Genomic DNA, 18,152 nt, shown 5'->3' on the forward strand with positions numbered 1-18,152 from the left:
GGTGGCGTCCCGGGGCCGGCGGACCGGTCAGTAGATCGGCTTCGCCGGCTCGATCTGGTTGACCCAGCCGACCACGCCACCGCCGACGTGGACGGCGTCGGCGAAGCCCGCGGACTTCAGGACCGCGAGGACTTCCGCACTGCGGACGCCCGTCTTGCAGTTCAGGACGATCTTCTTGTCCTGCGGGAGGTTCTCCAGGGCGCTGCCCATGAGGAACTCGTTCTTCGGGATCAGCCGGGCGCCGGGGATGGAGACGATCTCGAACTCGTTCGGCTCCCGGACGTCGATGATCTCGATGTTCTCGCCCTCGTCGATCCACTCCTTGAGCTGCTTGGGAGTGATCGTGGAGTCGGCGGCCGCCGCCTGGGCCTCCTCGGAGACGACGCCGCAGAAGGCCTCGTAGTCGATGAGTTCGGTGACGGTCGGGTTCTCGCCGCAGATCGCGCAGTCGGGATCCTTACGGACCTTGACCTGGCGGTACTGCATCTCCAGGGCGTCGTAGATCATCAGGCGGCCGACGAGCGGCTCACCGATGCCGGCGAGGAGCTTGATGGCCTCGTTGGCCTGGATGGAGCCGATGGACGCGCACAGCACGCCCAGGACGCCGCCCTCGGCGCAGGAGGGGACCATGCCGGGGGGCGGGGGCTCCGGGTAGAGGCAGCGGTAGCAGGGGCCGTGCTCGGACCAGAACACGGAGGCCTGGCCGTCGAAGCGGTAGATCGAGCCCCAGACGTAGGGCTTGTTCAACAGCACGCACGCGTCGTTGACCAGGTACCGGGTCGCGAAGTTGTCCGTGCCGTCGACGATGAGGTCGTAGTCGCTGAAGAGGCCCATCACGTTGTCGGCCTCGAGGCGCTCCTCGTGGAGGATCACGTTCACGTAGGGGTTGATGCCCTTGACCGTGTCGCGCGCGGACTCGGCCTTGGGCCGGCCGATGTCGGCCTGGCTGTGGATGACCTGTCGCTGCAGGTTCGACTCGTCGACCTCGTCGAACTCCACGATGCCGAGCGTGCCCACGCCCGCCGCGGCCAGATACATCAGCCCCGGCGAACCCAGGCCACCGGCGCCGACGAACAGCACCTTGGCGTTCTTCAGCCGCTTCTGCCCGGCCATCCCCATATCGGGGATGATCAGGTGGCGGGAGTACCTGCGGACCTCGTCTACGGTGAGCTCGGCGGCCGGCTCGACCAGGGGTGGCAACGACACGGGGACTCCGTTGGTCGATCAATCACTACGGTTGTTCTTCCCCCCAACAGTGCCATGGCCTTTTTCATTCCGAGACACCCATCCCGACCTGCGAGACAACGTCGTCCCAGTAGCCGGGCAACGGCTCCCAGGGCTTGATGCGGCTGTCGCGGTCGGTGCGGTCGGTGAACCAGACGGTCGCGGCGCCCTGCCAGCGGGCGATGCGCAGCGCCTCCTCCAGATGCGGCCGGGGCACTCCGTGGACGAAGTGGCAGAAGCGCTCGGGCGGATGGTCGACGGTCCACTCGGCCACCTGGGACCAGCGGTAGTCGTGCCACGCGCCGGAGAAAGTGACCAGTTGGTCGGCGATGCCGGCGTGGCCGGGGTGCGGGTGGGTCCCGTGACCGAGGACGATGTGAGCATCGTCACGGATCACCCGGAGCGTATGGACCGCGCGTCGGACCGCGGGGAGCGCGGCGCGGTCCGCGGGACAGCGGTCCAGGAGGAATCCGTCGGCCTGATACCAGTCGATGAACCGGTGCGCGTCCGAGATCAGCTTGCCGAAGTCCCGGAGGCCATATGCCGAGTCGAGATGGCCCAGAATACGGACACCGGCGTTGCGCAGGCGGCCGGCCGCTTCCAGGCAGCTCGGGTCGGGTTGCACTCCGGGTCCGTTGGCCACGTTCAGGACGACCCAGTGCAGAGGGCTCGCGCCTCCCGGGCGGGTGAGCGCGTTCCACTCGGCCGGGGCGAGAAGGGGATGCGCCAGGCCGGGTACTCCGAAGCCGGTACGGACACCGGTGCCGGTGCCGGTGCCGGGCCTGCTGTCGCCCGCGGCGGCCGGATGGACGGGACGGCCCGGAGCGCTCGGACGGCCCGGACTGCTCGAATGGCCCGGATGGCCCGGATGGCTCCGGTTGATCAGATACGACATGCCGCCTCCATCCAGATGTCGGCGAGGGACTCCTCGAGATTGATCCGGGGGCGCCAGCCGAGCCGGTCGCGCGCGGTGCGCACATCCGCCTGCTGCCAGCTGCCGCAGCCGTCGGGGTACGGGAACGCGACCGAGGCCGCGTGATGGTCGGACTCACCGCGAGGGTGTCCGATGACCGGCCTGAGATGCGGGGTGTGGGCGGCGGTGTGCCCCGCGTGACCGCTGTGGGAGGCGTGGGCGCCGGGCGGGCCGTCGAGCTCCTGGAGGGCGCCACCGTATCCGGCCACGCGGGCGAGCACCGCGGCGGCGTCCCGCAGGCGGACGGCACGGCCCGAACCGATGTTGATGACCCCCTGCGCGGCGGAGAGCGAGGCCGCGTGCACGGCACGGGCCACGTCCCGGACGTCGACGAAGTCGCGCTGAACGCCGAGACCGCCGAGCTTCAGTTCGCCGTCGCCGGACTGCATGGCCCGGCGCATGGCCTCGGCGAGGCGGCCGAGCGGCGAACCGGTGGGGGTGCCGGGTCCCGCGGGCGAGAAGACCCGCAGGACCACGGCGTCCAGGCCGGAGCCGAGGACGAGTTCGGTCGCGGCGAGCTTGCTCACGCCGTACGGGCCGCCGGGGCGGGGGACCGCGTCTTCCGCCGTGGAGGAGTTGGACTGGCTGGGTCCGTACTCGGCACTGCAGCCGATCTGTACGAGCCGGGCGCCGCAGCCGCTGCGGCGCAGGGCCTCGCAGACGGTGGCGACGGCGACGGTGTTGTGCCGGGTGAGGTCGCGGGCTCCGCCGCGGGTGGTGCCGGCGCAGTTGACCACGACGCCGGGGTGGACGGCGTCGAGGAACCGGGTGAGCGCGCCGGGGCTGCCGGTGGCGAGGTCGAAGCGGACGTCGGCGTCGTCGCCGCGGCCGAGGACGGTGAGCTGGACGGCCGGGTCGGCGAGCAGACGGTCGGCGACGAAGCGGCCGATGTACCCGTTGGCTCCGATCAGCAGGACTCTCATCGGGCGGCTCCTGTGACGGCCGAGGCTGCTGGACGGGTGATCATGCTGGATCTCCTTGGGGTGGTGCCTCCGGCTGGGCGTGGGCCGAGGCTCGGGTGAGGGTGCGTGCTGCGTGGATCAGAAGGGTCAGAGCGGCCGCGCCGCAGATGAGGGTGGTGATGCCACTGGGGTCCCAGACGGTGACCAGGGTTTCCACGGGAGTGGCCAGCGCCCCGCAGCCGGGCAGTCGGGCCGCGAAGACCGTGGCCAGGGCCGCCGCCTGGGCGAGGGCCGCGGCAGCGAGGATCACCTTCGGCGCGTGGGTGAAGCCGTGGAGGGTGAGGAGGCGGGCCAGGAAGAGGAGGGCGCCCAGGGTGAGCACTTCATGGTGGGTGAAGGGCTCGTCCAGGGCCGTGGCGCAGAGGGCGAAGAGAGCTGCCAGGGCGCACAGGAACAGGGCGAAGGTTCCGAACAGCAGGGGGCGCACGGAGTCGGCGAAGTCTTCGAGGCCGCGACTGGCCGCGACCTTGCGGCGGGCCTGTACGGCGAAGAGCCGGGCACTCCAGGCTCCGGGGGCGAAGGCCAGAATGAGGGCCAGGGCCGGGGCGACAGCGAGCGCCCAGTCGCCGCCGGGACCGCCGGGACCGCCGGTGGGCGGGCCGTCGGGGCCGCCGGTGATCGCGGTGTGGAGCAGGCCGTCGCCCAGGAGGGCGTAGCCGATGAGCCAGCAGGTCCAGGCCGCCGTGCCCGTGGTGGGCGGGGCGGGCGGGGCACCGAGCGGGCTGCCTCGTCGAAGGGCCGCGCGCATGGCCAGGGCGATGGCCAGGACGCCCGCGGCGACCGCGTAGACGCGGCTCTGGCCGTGGGTGAGGCGCAGGGCGGCCACCGACGCGAGGCCGAGGACACCGGGGAGCAGGGTGAGGACGATCCAGCCGGCGCGGGGCCCCGGGGCGGTCGTGGCGGCGGAGGGGCGGGGGGTGTCGCCGTCGCGCGGGATCCGGGCGTACAGCTCCTCCGCGAGGGAGAAGACGTCCCGGTGCTTGAAGCGCGCGGCGGTCCGGTCGGTGACGCCGTGCGCCTCCAGGCCCGCCGCGATCTCCAGGGGGTCCACCGCGCGCTCGCACAGCTCACGATGGCGGTGCAGCAGCGCCTTCACGGGGTCGGCGGTGCCTTGGCCGGCGCCTGGCTGCGCGGACTCGCGGTCCAGTTCGTCGAGGCCCGTCATCGTGCCGCCTCCGTCGCGGGGACCGGCGATACGTCCGGCACCGGGTTGGGGGCCGCCCGAGCCGGGACGGGGGCCGCCCGAGCCGGAGCGGGGGCCCGCACCGGCGTGTCCGTGGCCCAGGTGGGGGCGGTACGGGGCGACCGGCGGGAGGCGAGGTCGGCCCAGTGGCCGGGGACGTGGGCCTCGATCGGGGCGGCGAAGGGCAAGGGATCACCCGTGCCGTTCAGGGGGACGCGGCGGACCGGGGTGCGCGCGACGATCTCCAGGTACAGGTCGTGGAACGCGGCGACGTTCTGCTCGACGGTGAACAGCTCGAGTGCGCGGGCGCGCGCGGCGGCACCGAGGCGCGCACGCCGCTCGGGGTCGCGCAGCAGCGCCACGCACGCCTCGGCGAGCGCCCGCGGATCGCGCGGCGGTACGACGAGTCCGGTGCCGCCGATGACCTCGACCACCGCACCGACATCCGAGGACACCGTCGCGCGGCCGGCGAACATCGCCTCGACGAGTCCGGCGGGGAAGCCTTCGACCACGCTGGACAGAACGGTCACGGCACCTGCGGCATACGCGTCGGCGGGGCCGGTGAGCCCCGGGCCGCCGATCTCCTCGAAGGACACCGGACCGGCGCCGTCGGCGTGCGGGCCCCCGGCCCCGTCCGGGAAGAGCCGCGCGGCCAGTTCCCGGCAGTGCTCGAGATAGGGGGCGCCCTCGGGGCCGGCCGGGCCGCCGATGATCCGCAGGCGGGCCCCGGGCTCGGCCGTGCGGATCCCGGCGAACGCGTGCAGCAGCGAGACCAGGTCCTTGGCGGGCTCTACCCGGCCGGTCCAGACGAGGGTGTGCGGATCGGCGCGCTCCGGGGACTCGCCCACCTCCGCGAAGGGCGCCGCGTCCATCCCGGGGTGGACCGTGCGGACCTTCGCCCGGTCGGCGCCGCAGCGCTCCTGCCAGCGGCGGGCGTGCGAGTTGCCCGGGGTGATGAAAGCGGCCCGCCGGTAGGTCTCGGCGGCGAGCCGGCCGTGGAAGGCCGCGAGGAGGGACCGGACGGCGGGTGAGGAGTCCGGCCGGGTCAGATAGTGCGTGCGCAGCCGTACGCCGTACTCGGTCACCAGCAGGGGGACGTCGAAGAAGTGGCGGGCGAGCAGGCCCGGAAGGGCGGCCGTGCCGCCGGAGGCGGCGTGGCACAGGTCGACCGCGCCGAGCCCGTCCTCCTCGTACCAGTCGAGCGAGAGGGGGCGCAGGGCCTCGTGCAGGTGCGCGGCCACAGCCAGCAGGTCCGGCACACGGGCCTCCCGCGCGGCGGGCAGCACGCGGGGCGCACGACAGGCGCGTTCCAGGGCACGTACGGCGGTCTCGGAGCGGAGGGCGGCTGCGAGACCGCCCTCGTCGCGGGCGAGTTCGGCGAGGCCGTACAGAGCTCCGGCGAAACGGTCCGCCTCGGCCGGGGCGCGGGTCGTCCCTTCCGTCCCGTGACTCGCGTCGGGTGTCGCGGGGTCCGACGCGCAGAGGACGGCGGCGAGTTCGCCGTAGTGCTCGGCGAAGCGCCGGCGCGCGCGTCGGCCGTGCACCACCCCGTCGTCCTCGGCGGTCCACAGCGGCGCGGTACGCACCCGTCCGACCTGCGGCGGCAGCGGCATCCAGCCGTCGTCCTCCTGGGCCTCGCTGCGACTGAACGCGTAGACGTCGAACTCGTGGTGCCCGAGTCCGCGCACGAGACGGTCGCACCAGAGTCCGGCGTCACCGCTCACATATGGGTAGCCACCCTCCGTAAGCAGTCCGATGCGCACGAGTGCACCCCCGATCTCCCGTATGGGGAGCCGCCGTTGACCCGGCGGCTCGCAGCGGGACGAACGTAATCGGACAAGGTGGGGGCGTGATGGACGGTTGTCCGTCGCACCACCAAAAGGGGTGAACGGTCGTAACTTTCCGGTGCGGGGCGCGTTTGGTCGCGCTAAGAGATCAGATGGGCATGCGGACGGCAACGAACACGAACACGGACACGGCGGCACGGTCACACACGGCCCCCCGTGCCGGCTCCGACGCGTCCGTCAGCTTTTCGGATACGGCCAGGCGTTGGGCAGGCAGCTGATTCCGTCGTGGTCGAGGAACTTGGTCTGCTGCTGCATGACCGGGGCCAGATCGCCGTCCTTGTCGCAGGTGAGGTGGTTGTACCCGAGGCGGTGGCCGATCTCGTGGTTGATCAGCATCTGGCGGTAGGTGAACATCTCCTCGCCGTACGTCTTGGCGCCCTGCGCCCAGCGGAACGCGTTGATCATGACGCGGTCGGTGGCGGCCGAGTCGCAGGAGACATTGTCGACCGTGGTGTCCAGGCCGGACTTGGCACACCAGTCGGCGGTCGTCCCGGGACTGGCGAGAGTGATGACGAAGTCGGGAGTGCCGGAGTGGATGCGTTCGAAGGTGCGGGCGCCGTTGTGCGCCCAACTGCGGTTGTCGTTCAGCGTCTTGTGCACCGCCTCGGCGAAGAGCGCGCCGTCCAGACCGAGCCCCCGCTCCACGTCCACGCGATAGGTGATCTTCTGCCCCGTGCCCGGCGCGGCGGCGATGCCGGGGATCGCGTCGAACTTCCCCGAGCCCTCGGCCGTGGCGCCGAGCGGGTACTTCTTGTCCATCTTCTGCGCGTACGTCAGCGGCCCGGCGGCGCGGGAGGCGCCCGGGGACGTGTTCTGCTCATCGCCCGCGCCTCCGTTCGCGCCGGGGTCATGGACGTCGCGCGCCGCCTGTTCGGGGGCGGACTGCGCCTGGAGGTCGTCGGAACCGTCGGAACCGTCGCCTCCGTCGGCGACCTGGCCGGCCACGACGACCGCCAGCACGGTGGTGACGGCGGCGGCCGCGATCCCGGTGAACGCGCGCCCCTTGGCGCCCTTGGTCTGTGCCGGCGCTCCGGTGGGCGGCGCGGCGCCGTCGGTGCCGGCCGGGGGCCGGGCGGCCGAGGCGGTGTTCCAGTCGGTGACGGCGTCATAGGGGTGCGCGGGGTGCGTGGCGGAGGGCAGGCGGGCGGCGGGCCGGCGGGGCGTGAAGACCTCGTCGCCCTCGACGAAGGCGTCGAGGTAGTCCTGTCGCGGGCCTTGCGGCCCTCGCCGTCCCTGCGGCCCTCGCGGTCCTTCGGGCGGCGCCTGGCGCTGGCGCGGCAGGGGTACGGCCCGGCTGACCGGCCCGGTGTACCCGGCTCCCGCGTCCGGTCCCCCCCACTCGCCCCAGCCGCCGCCGGGTTCCCGCTGCTCGGGATGTCCGCCGCCACGGGCAGGCGGAACGCCGTGCACGGGGGTGCCGTCGGGAACGCGGGGCAGGCCATGGGCGGGGGTGCCGTCGGACAGGCGTGGCACTCCATGCGCCGGTGTCCCGTCCGGAAGCCAGCCGTCCGGCAGGCGCGGCACCCCGTGGGCGGGTGCCCGGGGTCCCGTAAGAGGGCCCTGGCCCGGCGCTCCCTGCCCGGCAGAGCCGTACGGGCTGTACGCGCCGGTTCCGCCGGAGGTCGCCCCCTGCTCCGGAGGCGTCGTATCCCGCGCCGGGCGGGCGTCACCCTTGGGCGCGGGTCCACGGCGGCTGTGGCGTCCCACGTCGCGCCTCAGCCCCTCAGGTTCTCGGCGGTGGTCCCGCCGTCGGCGGCCTCGTCCGCGGCGATGCCGGCGGCCGAGCCCGGAGCGCCCTGCGCGCTCGGCTCCAAAGTATCCCCCTCCTCCGCCGAATCCGTTGTATCCAAAAGGAGTTCACGGAACGCGGCAGCCACCGCCTCGGGGTATTCCATCATCGCCACATGCCCCGCGTCGGGCAGGGTGACCAGTCTGGAGTCGCGGAACGCGCGGGCCGCGCGCTCGGCCATCCGGAAGCCGACGAGCTGGTCCCGGCCGCCGTACAGCAGCAGGGTCGGCGCGAGCACCCGCTCGGCCTGGCGCCACAGCCCGTGCCGGCCGCCGAGGGTGTACGCGTTGACGAGTCCCCGCGCGGAGCGTGCCATGGCGTCCCAGAAGTACGGCAGCCGCAGCCGCCGCTCCATTTCCTGCACGGCGTGGCGGAACGCCTCCGGCGACACCTGCCCGGGGTCCCCGTAGCAGAGCGCCACGACGCCGCGGACTCGCTGTTCCGCCGACCATCCCCGGGTGACCCGGGTGAACAGCTGGGCCACCCCGGGCAGCGCCAGCAGTCCCGTCGGCACGGCGGTGCGCTGCACGCGCAGCTCGGGAAGGGCCGGTGACACGAGTGTGAGCGTGCGGACGAGATCGGGGCGTACGGCGGCGACGCGGGTGGCGACCGCGCCGCCGAGCGAATTGCCGAAGAGGTGTACGGGGCCGCTCCCGGCGGCGTCGAGATAACGGATCACCGCGCGTGCGTGCGCCGAGATCGAGTAGTTGCCGTCGTCCGGGGGCGGCGAGTCGCCGAAGCCCGGAAGGTCGACGGCCTCACTGTGGACGACGTCCTCCAGGAAGGGCATCAGCGACGACCAGTTCTGCGACGACCCCCCGAGCCCGTGGATGTGGAGCGCGGGCGGCAGCCCCTCGCGCGCGGGCGGCCTCGACCGCACGGACAGGGTGACGCCCGGGAGCGCGACCGACCTGAGACGCTCGCCCTCGGCGACCCTCACGGCGGCCGCTTCGGGAAGCACGGTCGCGGGCGGAACGGACGGCAGGTCGGTCGAAGACATGCGGCAATATTACGAGATGATCACGCCAGGGTTCGTGTGTCGGCGATCACAGGCCGACCCCACCGTGTGCGCACCGTGTCACATCCCGGTCGCGGATCGCATAGCGCCCGGACCGGGTGTCTCCTAGGCTCGTACCCAGGGCACCCGCATGTGGCCCCCGCATGCTCCGGGGACATCCGTAGGAAGGGAGCCCAGTCATGGCCATAGACCCCACCGATCCCGAGACGTTCGAGGAAGCCGACGACGCCCGCGAAGGCCTGGAGCACGGCGTCGAGGCGCCGGAGGCCGATACGGCCGAACAGCTCGCGGACCTCAGCCCGGACCGCGACGACCCGCTGACCGGCGCCGATACCGACCGGGCCAACGAGGCGGATCTCGCCGAGCAGGCCAGGATCGTCTCCCTCGACGAGGACGACTACCGGTGACGGGGATGAGAGAGCCGGGGAGGCCGCCGAAGGGCGCCTTCACAAGGAAGGCACACGCGGAAGCGAGGTTTCACTTTGCCCCGTCTGGCAGCTTTTGAAACTGTCCGTACTGCTTTCGGCGTCGTCCGGTCCGTGAAATTCTGCGCTCTCACCGCGCACAGCACGGTTACCGAAAAGTACGATGACGGCGCGGTTCACACCGTACGTGGACGACAATGGGAGGCGGCGTGACAGCCATCGAGCAGACAGAGACCGTGCGCCCGAGGGGTACACGCCTGCCGCGCCGTGCCCGACGGAACCAGCTCCTGGGCGCCGCCCAGGAAGTGTTCGTCGCGCAGGGTTACCACGCGGCGGCGATGGATGACATCGCCGAGCGCGCGGGCGTCAGCAAGCCGGTGCTCTACCAGCACTTCCCGGGCAAGCTCGACCTTTATCTGGCACTGCTGGATCAGCACTGCGAGTCGCTGATCCAGTCGGTGCGCCACGCGCTCGCGTCGACGCACGACAACAAGCAGCGCGTACGGGCGACCATGGACGCCTACTTCGCGTACGTCGAGGACGACGGTGGCGCCTTCCGTCTGGTCTTCGAGTCCGACCTGACGAACGAGCCCGCCGTGCGCGAGCGCGTGGACCGGGTCACCAACGACTGCGCCGAGGCGATCTGCGACGTCATTGCCGAGGACACCGGGCTGTCGCGCCAGGAATCGATGCTGCTCGCCTCGGGGCTGGGCGGTCTGGCCCAGGTGGTCGCGCGGTCCTGGCTGCACAGCGACCGCAGTGTGCCGCGCGACCAGGCGGTCCAGCTGTTGACCTCGCTGGCCTGGCGGGGCATCGCCGGATTCCCGCTGCACGGCAGCGAGCAGCAGTTCTGACAGCGCCGGGCAGCGCGTGCGAGTCGGCGGGGGCTGCCGTGTGTTTTCCCGTCGGCTGTTCGCTCCTGGCGTTGCGGGGGCGGAGCGTGCACGTTCCCGCACCGGGCTAATGTGTGCTGGGTACGGCGCGGAAGGTCGCGCACTTCACTGACCGTCGGAGGGACATAGCCGTGGAGGTCAAGATCGGCGTGCAGCACGCGCCCCGCGAGATCGTTCTGGAGAGCGGTCAGAGCGCCGAGGAGGTCGAGCGCGTGGTGGCCGAGGCGCTGGCCGGGAAGTCTCAGCTGCTGAGCCTCGTGGACGAGCACGGTCGCAAGATCCTGGTCCCGGCCGACCGTCTCGCATACATCGAGATCGGCGAGCCGGCCCCGCGCAAGGTGGGCTTCGGCGCGCTGTAGGCGACGACCGGCAGACACGGAAAGGGCCCGGCGGCTCGGCACCTCGAACCGCCGGGCCCTTCCACGTCCCGCTCCGTGCCTCTCCATCGCTCCGCTCTCTCCCGGCCGGCGCCTCTGCGCAGCTCTCCGCGTCTACTCCGTCCGGCTTCTCTCCCCTGCCGTTCCCCCCTGGGTATCCCATGTGTCCCAGGCTGTTTCCGCCGCCGCGTGCCACCGTCTCCGCCCGCACGGACGGGACACAGGTCCCGTACAGGGGAGGATTGGGTTCCGCAGGTCAGGGGTAAAACGGGCTACGACCGATGCGAGCAGGCCGGCCATGTGGGAGGAACCCCGACATGCTCTTGGAAGCGCTCAGTTCAGTGATCCTCGGCCTGGGTCTGGCATGGGCGGCCACGCGCCGCCTGCCGCACCGCCTCCCCGCCCGCGCCCTGGTCCTGTCGACCGGTGTGGCCGGGGCACTGTTGGGCGCGTTCCTCACGCAGAGCGCGCTGGACGCGGGCAACCTGCTGACGGCCCTGTTCGGCGCGGCGATCGTCTCCGTGGCGTCGCTGTCGCTACTGCTGCGCCCCGCGGGCAGACTCCGCGGCCGGTCGGCGACCGCCTGACCGGCCGCCGCCGACACCGGCGCCCGACGGAGCCGGGCGAAGCCGGGCGGCTCTCAGGCCGCCAGGCCCAGGGCCGCCATCCGCTTGGTGTGGGCCTCGGTGATCCGGGAGAACATCCGGCCGACCTCGGCGAGGTCGAAGCCGTCCGCGACCCCGCCGACGAGCATCGTCGACAGCGCGTCCCGATCGGCCACCACCCGCTGCGACTGGGACAGCGCCTCACCCATCAGCCGACGCGCCCACAGTGCGAGCCGCCCGCCCATGCGCGGGTCCGCGTCGATCGCCGCGCGCACCTTCTCCACGGCGAACCCGCCGTGCCCGGTGTCGTCGAGCACGGCCAGCACCAGCGCGCGGGTGTCGGAGTCCAGCCGGGCCGCGACCTCCCGGTAGAAGTCACTGGCGATCGAGTCGCCGACGTAGGCCTTCACCAGTCCCTCGAGCCAGTCGGAGGGCGCCGTCTGCTTGTGGAAGCCCTCGTACGCGGCGACGAACGGCTCCATCGCGGCGGTCGGCTCCTCGCCGACCTCGGCCAGCCGGTCGCGCAGCCGCTCGAAGTGGTGGAACTCGGCCGACGCCATCTTCGCCAACTCCGCCTTGTCCTCCAGCGTGGGCGCCAGCTTGGCGTCGTCCGCGAGCCGCTCGAACGCCGCCAGCTCGCCGTACGCGAGCGCGCCGAGCAGGTCCACGACGGCGGCGCGGTACTGCGGATCGGCGGCAGCGGTGGCCCAGTCCATGGCCGCGACGCCGGTGGGCGCGGCGGGGATGTCGGGGGTGTCCGCGGCGCGGTCAGGCTTGTCAGAGCTCGTCATAATCCGCACAATAGCCCGCTCATCGCGGGCCGTACGGTGCTGGTCAACACGTGTGACGACGACTACGTGGCCAAATCGGCCATGGTGTGTGCGCGAATCCGGGGTATGGTGGTAATGCGCCCGCCGAATACTCTGACGTAGTCGACAGGGCGCATGTATGAGGATGCCCGGTCGGAGGCCCGATCGGCTCCGCCCCGACCGCTCTCCCTGACCGTACGGCACATTGCGTACGACGATCGGAGGGACCCTCAGCGGTACGAGCGCTAGAGCGTCGGCAGTGGTCCCGTGCCCTACGGCATCCCCGTAAGGCAGCCGACGTCCCCGGCACGGTCCATAGACGACCCCCGCGCTCGCCTCGCACCGCGCACACAGAAGAGGCAGCACCCTGACTACGTTCCGAGAGCTCGGGATTCTCCCCGAGACCGCCGAGGCCCTGGAAGCCGTCGGTATCATCACCCCCTTCCCCATCCAGGAGATGACGCTCCCCGTGGCCCTGTCGGGCACGGACGTCATCGGCCAGGCCAAGACCGGTACCGGCAAGACGCTGGGCTTCGGCCTTCCGCTCCTCGAGCGCGTGACCGTCCCCGCGGACGTGGAGGCGGGCCGTGCGAAGCCCGAGGACCTCACGGACACGCCGCAGGCGCTCGTCGTCGTCCCCACCCGCGAGCTGTGCACGCAGGTCACCAACGACCTGCTGACCGCCGGCAAGGTGCGCAATGTCCGCGTCACCGCGATATACGGCGGACGGGCCTACGAGCCGCAGGTCGAGGCCCTGAAGAAGGGCGTCGACGTGATCGTCGGCACCCCGGGCCGGCTGCTCGACCTGGCCGGGCAGAAGAAGCTGAACCTGAAGGATGTCAAGGCCCTCGTCCTCGACGAGGCCGACGAGATGCTCGACCTGGGCTTCCTGCCCGACGTCGAGAAGATCATCAACCTGCTTCCGGCCCGCCGCCAGACCATGCTGTTCTCGGCGACGATGCCGGGCGCGGTCATCGGGCTGGCCCGCCGTTACATGTCGCAGCCCACGCACATCCGCGCCACCGCGCCGGACGACGAGGGCGCGACGGTCGCGAACACCACGCAGTTCATCTACCGCGCGCACAACATGGACAAGCCCGAGATGGTCTCGCGGATACTCCAGGCGGACGGCCGGGGCCTGGTCATGGTCTTCTGCCGCACCAAGCGCACCGCCGCCGACCTCGCCGACCAGCTGGGGCAGCGCGGCTTCGCCTCCGGTGCGGTCCACGGCGACCTCGGCCAGGGCGCCCGCGAGCAGGCGCTGCGCGCCTTCCGCAACGGCAAGGTGGACGTGCTCGTCTGCACCGACGTCGCCGCCCGCGGCATCGACGTCGACGGTGTCACGCACGTCATCAACTACCAGTCCCCCGAGGACGAGAAGACGTACCTGCACCGCATCGGCCGTACCGGCCGCGCGGGGGCGAAGGGTACGGCGATCACGCTGGTCGACTGGGACGACATCCCGCGCTGGCAGCTGATCAACAAGGCGCTGGACCTGGGCTTCAGCGACCCGCCGGAGACGTACTCCACCTCCCCGCACCTGTTCACCGACCTCGGCATCCCCGAAGGCACGAAGGGTGTCCTGCCGCGCTCGGAGCGCACCCGTGCCGGGCTCGCCGCGGAGGAGCTGGAGGACCTGGGCGAGCCGGGCGGCCGTGGTGGCCCGCGCGGACGCGGTGGCCGCAACGAGCGGGCCGACCGGGGTGAGCGGGCCGACCACCGGGGCGACTCCCGGTCCGCCGACCACGAGAGTCCGGCCCGTACGCCGCGCCGCCGTCGCCGTACGCGTGGCGGTACGTCGCTGAGCGACCCGGCGCAGCAGTCGGCGGCCCCGGCCGTCGAGGACACCGGTGAGGCGGAGGCCGGCACGGCTCCCCGCACCCCGCGTCGCCGTCGCCGTATGCGCGTCGGAGCCCCGGCCGAGGCCACGACCGCCCTGGTGACCGCGGTCGAGTCCACCGGTCCCGTGGAGTCCGCCGAGGCCGCTGTCGCGGCGGTGGAGGGCACCTCCGAAGACGCTCTGGAACACCCGGAGACCCCCGAGGCCCCGTCGAAGCCGCGCCGCCGCCGTTCCCGCAGGTCCGCGGAGACGGCAGCCGTCGACACCGCGACCCCGGCCGGTTCGCCGGTCGAGGCCGACGCGGCGGTGGCGATCGCCGTCGCCCCGTCGGCCGAGAGCACCGCCGTGACCGGGACGACGCCGGCGACCGGGGAGTCCGAGGCCCCCGCCGCCGAACCGCGTCGCCGCCGGCCCCGCAAGTCCGCGGCCGCGACTGCGCCTTCGGCTGCCGAGGCGGTGGTGGACACCGCCGAGGTGACCGCCGAATCCGCACCGGAGCCGGACCGGACCAAGCCGCGCCGCACCCGCAAGGCCACCGCGACCGCCGAGGCCACCGCGACCGCCGTCGGCATCCCGGCACAGGCCGCTTCCGAGGCCGAGCCGGCGGAGACCGTGGCGACCAAGCCCCGGCGTACCCGCAAGGCCACCGCCAAGGCGGAGACGGCCGTGGACACGGCCGAGGCCACCGAGGCCAAGCCGCGCCGCACCCGCAAGGCGGCCACCGCCGTGCAGGAGCCGGAGGCCATGGCGGACGCCACGGCCGAGGTGAAGCCCAAGCGCACCAGGAAGACGGCGGCCGCCAAGGCCGTCGACGCCGCCAAGGCCGCAGAGGCTGTCGAGGTCGCCGAGGACAAGCCCCGCCGCCGTACCCGCAAGGCGACCGCGACCACCGAGGCCGCCTCGACCACCGCCGGCATCCCGGCACAGGCCGAGGCGGAGGTGGAGGCCGAGGCGAAGCCCCGGGTCCGCCGTACCCGCAAGGCCGCGGCAACGGCCCCCGCGGAGCCCGCGGACGCCTGACCCACCGAGGCAACGCCCGACGGCCCGGTCCCCACACCCGTGGGGACCGGGCCGTCGGCGTGCTCCGGCAGGCGTCACCCGGCAGCGCTTCACCCGGCAGGCATGGACCCCCACCCGCGGTCTTGCGCCAGCTACCCTCACCCCGTGACCAGCCACCCCGCACCCGCTTCCCCTCCTTCCCTCCTCCCTCCTGCTTCTTCCTCTCCCCCTTCCGCTCCCTCCTCCGTCCTGCCGGCCGGCGCTCGGGCGTACCGACTCCGCACCTCCCGTGGGGAGTTCGCCGTCGTCGACGTGCCGCCGGCCGGCGGGGTCGAGCCGAAGGGGGTCGTGCTGTCTCTGCCCGGGTTCACGGGGAGCAAGGAGGACTTCACGCTGGTGCACGGGCCGCTCGCCGCACGCGGGTACCGCAGCGTCGCCGTGGACGGGCGGGGGCAGTACGAGTCGGACGGGCCCGTGGACGACGAGTCCGCTTACGCGCGGGCGCAGTTGGCGCGGGACGTGCTCGCCCAGGCGGAGGCGCTCGGCACGGACCTACCGCTGCATCTGGTCGGACACTCGCTGGGCGGCCAGATCGCCCGTGCGGCGGTGCTCGAGGACCACTCCCTCTTCCGTTCGCTCACCCTGATCTCGTCCGGCCCCGCCCGGATCTCCGTCTCCCAGGAACAACGCGTGAAGCTGCTGCGGGACGCGCTCTCCCGGATGACGATGGCGCAGTGCTGGGAGGCGATCCTGGCCATGGGCCCGCCGGAGGAGGTCGGCGGCCCCGCGCGCGGGCTCGGCGGCCAGGAGCATTTGCGCCGCCGCTGGCTGGGCACCAGCCCAGCTCAACTACTTTCTACTGGGCGACAGTTGTGCGTAGAGCCGGATCTGGTCACCGAACTCGCCGCTGTACCGCTGCCGTTCCACGTGCTGTCGGGTGCGCACGACGACACCTGGCCGGTGCCGGACCTCGACGCCATGGCCGTACGCCTGAACGCGCACCGCACGGTCGTCGCCGGTGCCGAGCACTCCCCCACCGTCGACCGGCCCGAACCCACCGCACACGCCCTCGCCACCTTCTGGGACGGTCTCCGGGCCCACCACAACGGCACCGGCGCCCTCGTCTAGTACTGCGCCTGGAGGTGGGCCCAGAAGCCGTCGCGCAGGGCGCGTCGCAGGTCGGCCTGGCCGCGCAGGGAGTACTGCAGCAGACCCTCGGCCTCCACCAGCAGGTCCTGGTCGACCGAGCCGGGCAGGTAGGGATGGCCGGGCAGCAGTTCCACCAGCGAGTCCCGGCCGCGTTCGGCGAGCCACTTCGCGGCGATCTGCGCACCGACGAAGCGGACGTCCTCGCGGGCGGGCCGGCCTGTCGTCGGCTCGTACCCGGGGGCCGTGCGCCGGGAGACGTACGGCTTGAAGAAGTCGAGGTCGAAGGTGCGCTGGCTGTCGACCTCCCAGAGCAGGGGCTCGGCCTGGTTGCGGCCCTCGGGTGCCTCGATGCCCCAGAGGTGGACGCGGGCGCCGTACCCCTGGGCGGCCTCGACCGCCGAGACCAGGTCCTCGTCGCCGCCCAGCAGAGCCGCGTCGCTGATGGCTCGGTGCCGGGCCAGTGACTCCAGGTCGGAGCGGATCAGGGAGTCGACGCCCTTCTGCTGGTTGTTGGCGTTGAGGTTGCCGAGGCGGACCTTGACGTCGGGGAGCTCTGCGATGGTCTGCTGCTCGGCGGTGTGGATGCGGCGTCTGGCGCCGTCGTACCAGTAGACGCGCAGCAGTCTGCTGTCCGCGAAGATGGTGCGGGCCCGGTCGATGAGGGCGTCGATGAGTCCCTCGGCGTCGAGGTCGAAAGCCCGGCGGTCCTCCGTCCCGGCCACCAGCCGCCCCGCCGCCGCGTACAGATAGCCCGCGTCGACGAAGATCGCGTGCGTGGAGGGCGTCTTCGCCACCTCGGCGAGCATGCGCTGGAGCAGCTCGTTCGTGCGGTCGATGCGGGAGTTCAGGTCCGCCAGGTCGTCGTTCATCGTCTCCATTGTCCCGGCGGTCACTGTGCGAACACAACCAGTCCCGATCGGTCTCCTTCGAAACATTCGCCCGTCGGCATCCCGTCAGTATCCCGTCAGCCTTTAGCCATCGAAGAATTTCCTTAGCGTAGGGAATGTTTGCAGCAGGCAAACCGTTAACCATTGATGGAACACGGACCGGTCCGGCCCGTGGCCGTCCACCCAGTAGTTCTCCTTCAGGAGGATGACCAGACGAAGGGAGAAGCCCTTGCGCTTCGAAATCATGCGACTCGACGACGTCGACGGCACCGCCGTGGACACGACCGTCGTGGACGCCGCCTCCGTCAACCGCATTGTGCAGCAGGCCGCCGCCATCGGGCAGCGCCTGTGGATCCGCCCGGCCGACACATCGGCCTCGTAACGCAGGACGCCGGGTCCCGTACCGCTTGTTCCGAAGCCCTCGTACCGCCTCCGATGCGTACGGGGGCTCCGTGCGTCCTGCGTGGCGCGGGGTGGGGCGGCGTGGTCAGCTGCCCCGGATCACCTGCGTGACCCCGTTGATGATCTGCTGCACGGCGATCGCGGAGAGCATCATGCCCGCGAGCCGCGTCACCAGGACCACCCCACCGTCCTTGATGACCCGGATGATCAGCAGCGAGTACCGCATCACCAGCCACAGCACCACGTGGACGGCGAGGATCGCCACCCACACCGACACCTGGGCCGAGGCGCTGTCGGCCTTCTGCACCGCGAGGATGACCGACACGATCGCGCCGGGCCCGGCCAGCAGCGGCATGCCGAGCGGGACCAGAGCGACATTGACGTCCTTGGTCTGCTGGGGCTCGTCGGTCTTGCCGGTGAGCAGGTCGAGCGCGATCAGCAGGAGCAGCAGCCCGCCCGCGATCATCAGCGCGGGCATGGACACATGCAGGTAGTCGAGGATCTGCTGCCCGATCAGCCCGAACAGGACGATCACGCCACCGGCCACGCAGACGGCCTGGAAGGCCATCCGCTTCTGCACCTTGGTGGGCCGGCCCGCGGTCAGGGCCAGGAAGATCGGGGTGATCCCGGGGGGATCCATGATGACGAAGAGGGTCAGGAAGAGGGAGCCGAAGACGGCGACGTCGAACATGTCTGCCTTGCTGGGAAACGAAACGAGGGGTGAGGGAGAACAGTGAGCAGGCGGCACTGGGGAAGGCGCGTGCTCAGGA

General features: G+C 72.1%; 17 protein-coding genes. 7 read left to right on the top strand and 10 right to left on the bottom strand.

Translation table 11 applies throughout. The annotated features are described in order from the left end of the window. Positions 1 to 27: 27 nt before the first annotated feature. The 7 genes from moeZ to ACFPZI_RS24240 all read right to left on the bottom strand — a co-directional run bounded on the left by moeZ (position 28) and on the right by ACFPZI_RS24240 (position 8,978). Complete coding sequence (moeZ, locus tag ACFPZI_RS24210; protein ID WP_381366628.1) at positions 28 to 1,206, bottom strand: adenylyltransferase/sulfurtransferase MoeZ; 1,179 nt, start codon at positions 1,204 to 1,206, stop codon at positions 28 to 30. A 64-nt stretch (positions 1,207 to 1,270) separates the two neighbouring features. Further along, on the bottom strand, positions 1,271 to 2,119 hold the full coding sequence (locus ACFPZI_RS24215) for a spherulation-specific family 4 protein (protein ID WP_381366631.1): 849 nt from the start codon (positions 2,117 to 2,119) through the stop codon (positions 1,271 to 1,273). After that, positions 2,107 to 3,120: an NAD-dependent epimerase/dehydratase family protein gene (locus tag ACFPZI_RS24220; RefSeq protein WP_381366634.1), complete on the bottom strand. Its 1,014-nt coding sequence runs from the start codon at positions 3,118 to 3,120 to the stop codon at positions 2,107 to 2,109. Before ACFPZI_RS24220 ends, ACFPZI_RS24215 begins: the two co-directional genes overlap by 13 nt. A 40-nt stretch (positions 3,121 to 3,160) precedes the next feature. Beyond that, positions 3,161 to 4,324 (bottom strand): hypothetical protein, encoded by a 1,164-nt coding sequence (locus ACFPZI_RS24225; protein ID WP_381366637.1) that lies wholly within the window; start codon positions 4,322 to 4,324, stop codon positions 3,161 to 3,163. Beyond that, positions 4,321 to 6,105, bottom strand: coding sequence for a DUF3492 domain-containing protein (locus tag ACFPZI_RS24230; RefSeq protein WP_381366640.1), 1,785 nt, complete (start codon positions 6,103 to 6,105; stop codon positions 4,321 to 4,323). The genes ACFPZI_RS24225 and ACFPZI_RS24230 overlap by 4 nt, the downstream gene beginning before the upstream one ends. A 261-nt stretch (positions 6,106 to 6,366) precedes the next feature. Then, positions 6,367 to 7,896, bottom strand: a complete 1,530-nt coding sequence (locus ACFPZI_RS24235; RefSeq protein WP_381366643.1) for a DUF3152 domain-containing protein — start codon at positions 7,894 to 7,896, stop codon at positions 6,367 to 6,369. An 8-nt stretch (positions 7,897 to 7,904) separates the two neighbouring features. Beyond that, a complete protein-coding gene (locus ACFPZI_RS24240; RefSeq protein WP_381366645.1) occupies positions 7,905 to 8,978 on the bottom strand; it encodes an alpha/beta fold hydrolase in 1,074 nt (357 codons plus the stop codon). Positions 8,979 to 9,175: 197 nt separating this feature from the next. Here ACFPZI_RS24240 and ACFPZI_RS24245 point away from each other — a divergent pair, with 197 nt between their 5' ends. The 4 genes from ACFPZI_RS24245 to ACFPZI_RS24260 all read left to right on the top strand — a co-directional run bounded on the left by ACFPZI_RS24245 (position 9,176) and on the right by ACFPZI_RS24260 (position 11,278). Continuing rightward, entirely contained in the window at positions 9,176 to 9,403 is a 228-nt protein-coding gene (locus tag ACFPZI_RS24245) for a hypothetical protein (RefSeq protein ID WP_381366648.1), read from the top strand. A 227-nt stretch (positions 9,404 to 9,630) separates the two neighbouring features. Further along, entirely contained in the window at positions 9,631 to 10,275 is a 645-nt protein-coding gene (locus ACFPZI_RS24250; protein WP_042172863.1) for a TetR/AcrR family transcriptional regulator, read from the top strand. Between the two features lie 170 nt (positions 10,276 to 10,445). Next, complete coding sequence (locus tag ACFPZI_RS24255) at positions 10,446 to 10,673, top strand: DUF3107 domain-containing protein (protein ID WP_030220063.1); 228 nt, start codon at positions 10,446 to 10,448, stop codon at positions 10,671 to 10,673. Between the two features lie 335 nt (positions 10,674 to 11,008). Next, positions 11,009 to 11,278, top strand: coding sequence for a hypothetical protein (locus tag ACFPZI_RS24260; RefSeq protein WP_381366651.1), 270 nt, complete (start codon positions 11,009 to 11,011; stop codon positions 11,276 to 11,278). 53 nt (positions 11,279 to 11,331) lie between these two features. Here ACFPZI_RS24260 and ACFPZI_RS24265 read toward each other — a convergent pair whose 3' ends face one another. Beyond that, complete coding sequence (locus ACFPZI_RS24265) at positions 11,332 to 12,087, bottom strand: ferritin-like fold-containing protein (protein WP_381366654.1); 756 nt, start codon at positions 12,085 to 12,087, stop codon at positions 11,332 to 11,334. A gap of 475 nt (positions 12,088 to 12,562) precedes the next feature. Here ACFPZI_RS24265 and ACFPZI_RS24270 point away from each other — a divergent pair, with 475 nt between their 5' ends. Then, positions 12,563 to 14,965, top strand: coding sequence for a DEAD/DEAH box helicase (locus tag ACFPZI_RS24270; protein WP_381366657.1), 2,403 nt, complete (start codon positions 12,563 to 12,565; stop codon positions 14,963 to 14,965). Between the two features lie 102 nt (positions 14,966 to 15,067). Then, positions 15,068 to 16,072: an alpha/beta fold hydrolase gene (locus tag ACFPZI_RS24275; protein WP_381366659.1), complete on the top strand. Its 1,005-nt coding sequence runs from the start codon at positions 15,068 to 15,070 to the stop codon at positions 16,070 to 16,072. Here the strand turns inward: ACFPZI_RS24275 and ACFPZI_RS24280 are convergent. Beyond that, on the bottom strand, positions 16,069 to 16,962 hold the full coding sequence (locus tag ACFPZI_RS24280; RefSeq protein ID WP_381215376.1) for an NYN domain-containing protein: 894 nt from the start codon (positions 16,960 to 16,962) through the stop codon (positions 16,069 to 16,071). The genes ACFPZI_RS24275 and ACFPZI_RS24280 overlap by 4 nt on opposite strands. A 247-nt stretch (positions 16,963 to 17,209) precedes the next feature. Here ACFPZI_RS24280 and ACFPZI_RS24285 point away from each other — a divergent pair, with 247 nt between their 5' ends. Continuing rightward, positions 17,210 to 17,362, top strand: coding sequence for a hypothetical protein (locus ACFPZI_RS24285; RefSeq protein WP_381366662.1), 153 nt, complete (start codon positions 17,210 to 17,212; stop codon positions 17,360 to 17,362). Positions 17,363 to 17,467: 105 nt separating this feature from the next. Here the strand turns inward: ACFPZI_RS24285 and ACFPZI_RS24290 are convergent, their stop codons facing one another. Continuing rightward, entirely contained in the window at positions 17,468 to 18,073 is a 606-nt protein-coding gene (locus tag ACFPZI_RS24290; RefSeq protein ID WP_381366665.1) for a MarC family protein, read from the bottom strand. Between the last annotated feature and the right edge of the window lie 79 nt (positions 18,074 to 18,152).

The organism is Streptomyces chlorus, assembly GCF_042655885.1.
In the GTDB taxonomy this organism is placed as follows: Bacteria; Actinomycetota; Actinomycetes; order Streptomycetales; family Streptomycetaceae; genus Streptomyces; species Streptomyces chlorus.

Bases quoted from the DNA above. Each gene is read 5' to 3' on its own strand.
- ACFPZI_RS24290 (WP_381366665.1), bottom strand. From the start codon at position 18,073: ATGTTCGACGTCGCCGTCTTCGGCTCCCTCTTCCTGACCCTCTTCGTC.
- ACFPZI_RS24215 (WP_381366631.1), bottom strand. From the start codon at position 2,119: ATGTCGTATCTGATCAACCGGAGCCATCCGGGCCATCCGGGCCATTCG.
- ACFPZI_RS24220 (WP_381366634.1), bottom strand. From the start codon at position 3,120: ATGAGAGTCCTGCTGATCGGAGCCAACGGGTACATCGGCCGCTTCGTC.
- ACFPZI_RS24240 (WP_381366645.1), bottom strand. From the start codon at position 8,978: ATGTCTTCGACCGACCTGCCGTCCGTTCCGCCCGCGACCGTGCTTCCC.
- ACFPZI_RS24225 (WP_381366637.1), bottom strand. From the start codon at position 4,324: ATGACGGGCCTCGACGAACTGGACCGCGAGTCCGCGCAGCCAGGCGCC.
- ACFPZI_RS24245 (WP_381366648.1), top strand. From the start codon at position 9,176: ATGGCCATAGACCCCACCGATCCCGAGACGTTCGAGGAAGCCGACGAC.
- ACFPZI_RS24260 (WP_381366651.1), top strand. From the start codon at position 11,009: ATGCTCTTGGAAGCGCTCAGTTCAGTGATCCTCGGCCTGGGTCTGGCA.
- ACFPZI_RS24280 (WP_381215376.1), bottom strand. From the start codon at position 16,962: ATGAACGACGACCTGGCGGACCTGAACTCCCGCATCGACCGCACGAAC.
- ACFPZI_RS24265 (WP_381366654.1), bottom strand. From the start codon at position 12,087: ATGACGAGCTCTGACAAGCCTGACCGCGCCGCGGACACCCCCGACATC.
- ACFPZI_RS24270 (WP_381366657.1), top strand. From the start codon at position 12,563: ATGACGCTCCCCGTGGCCCTGTCGGGCACGGACGTCATCGGCCAGGCC.
- ACFPZI_RS24275 (WP_381366659.1), top strand. From the start codon at position 15,068: ATGGACCCCCACCCGCGGTCTTGCGCCAGCTACCCTCACCCCGTGACC.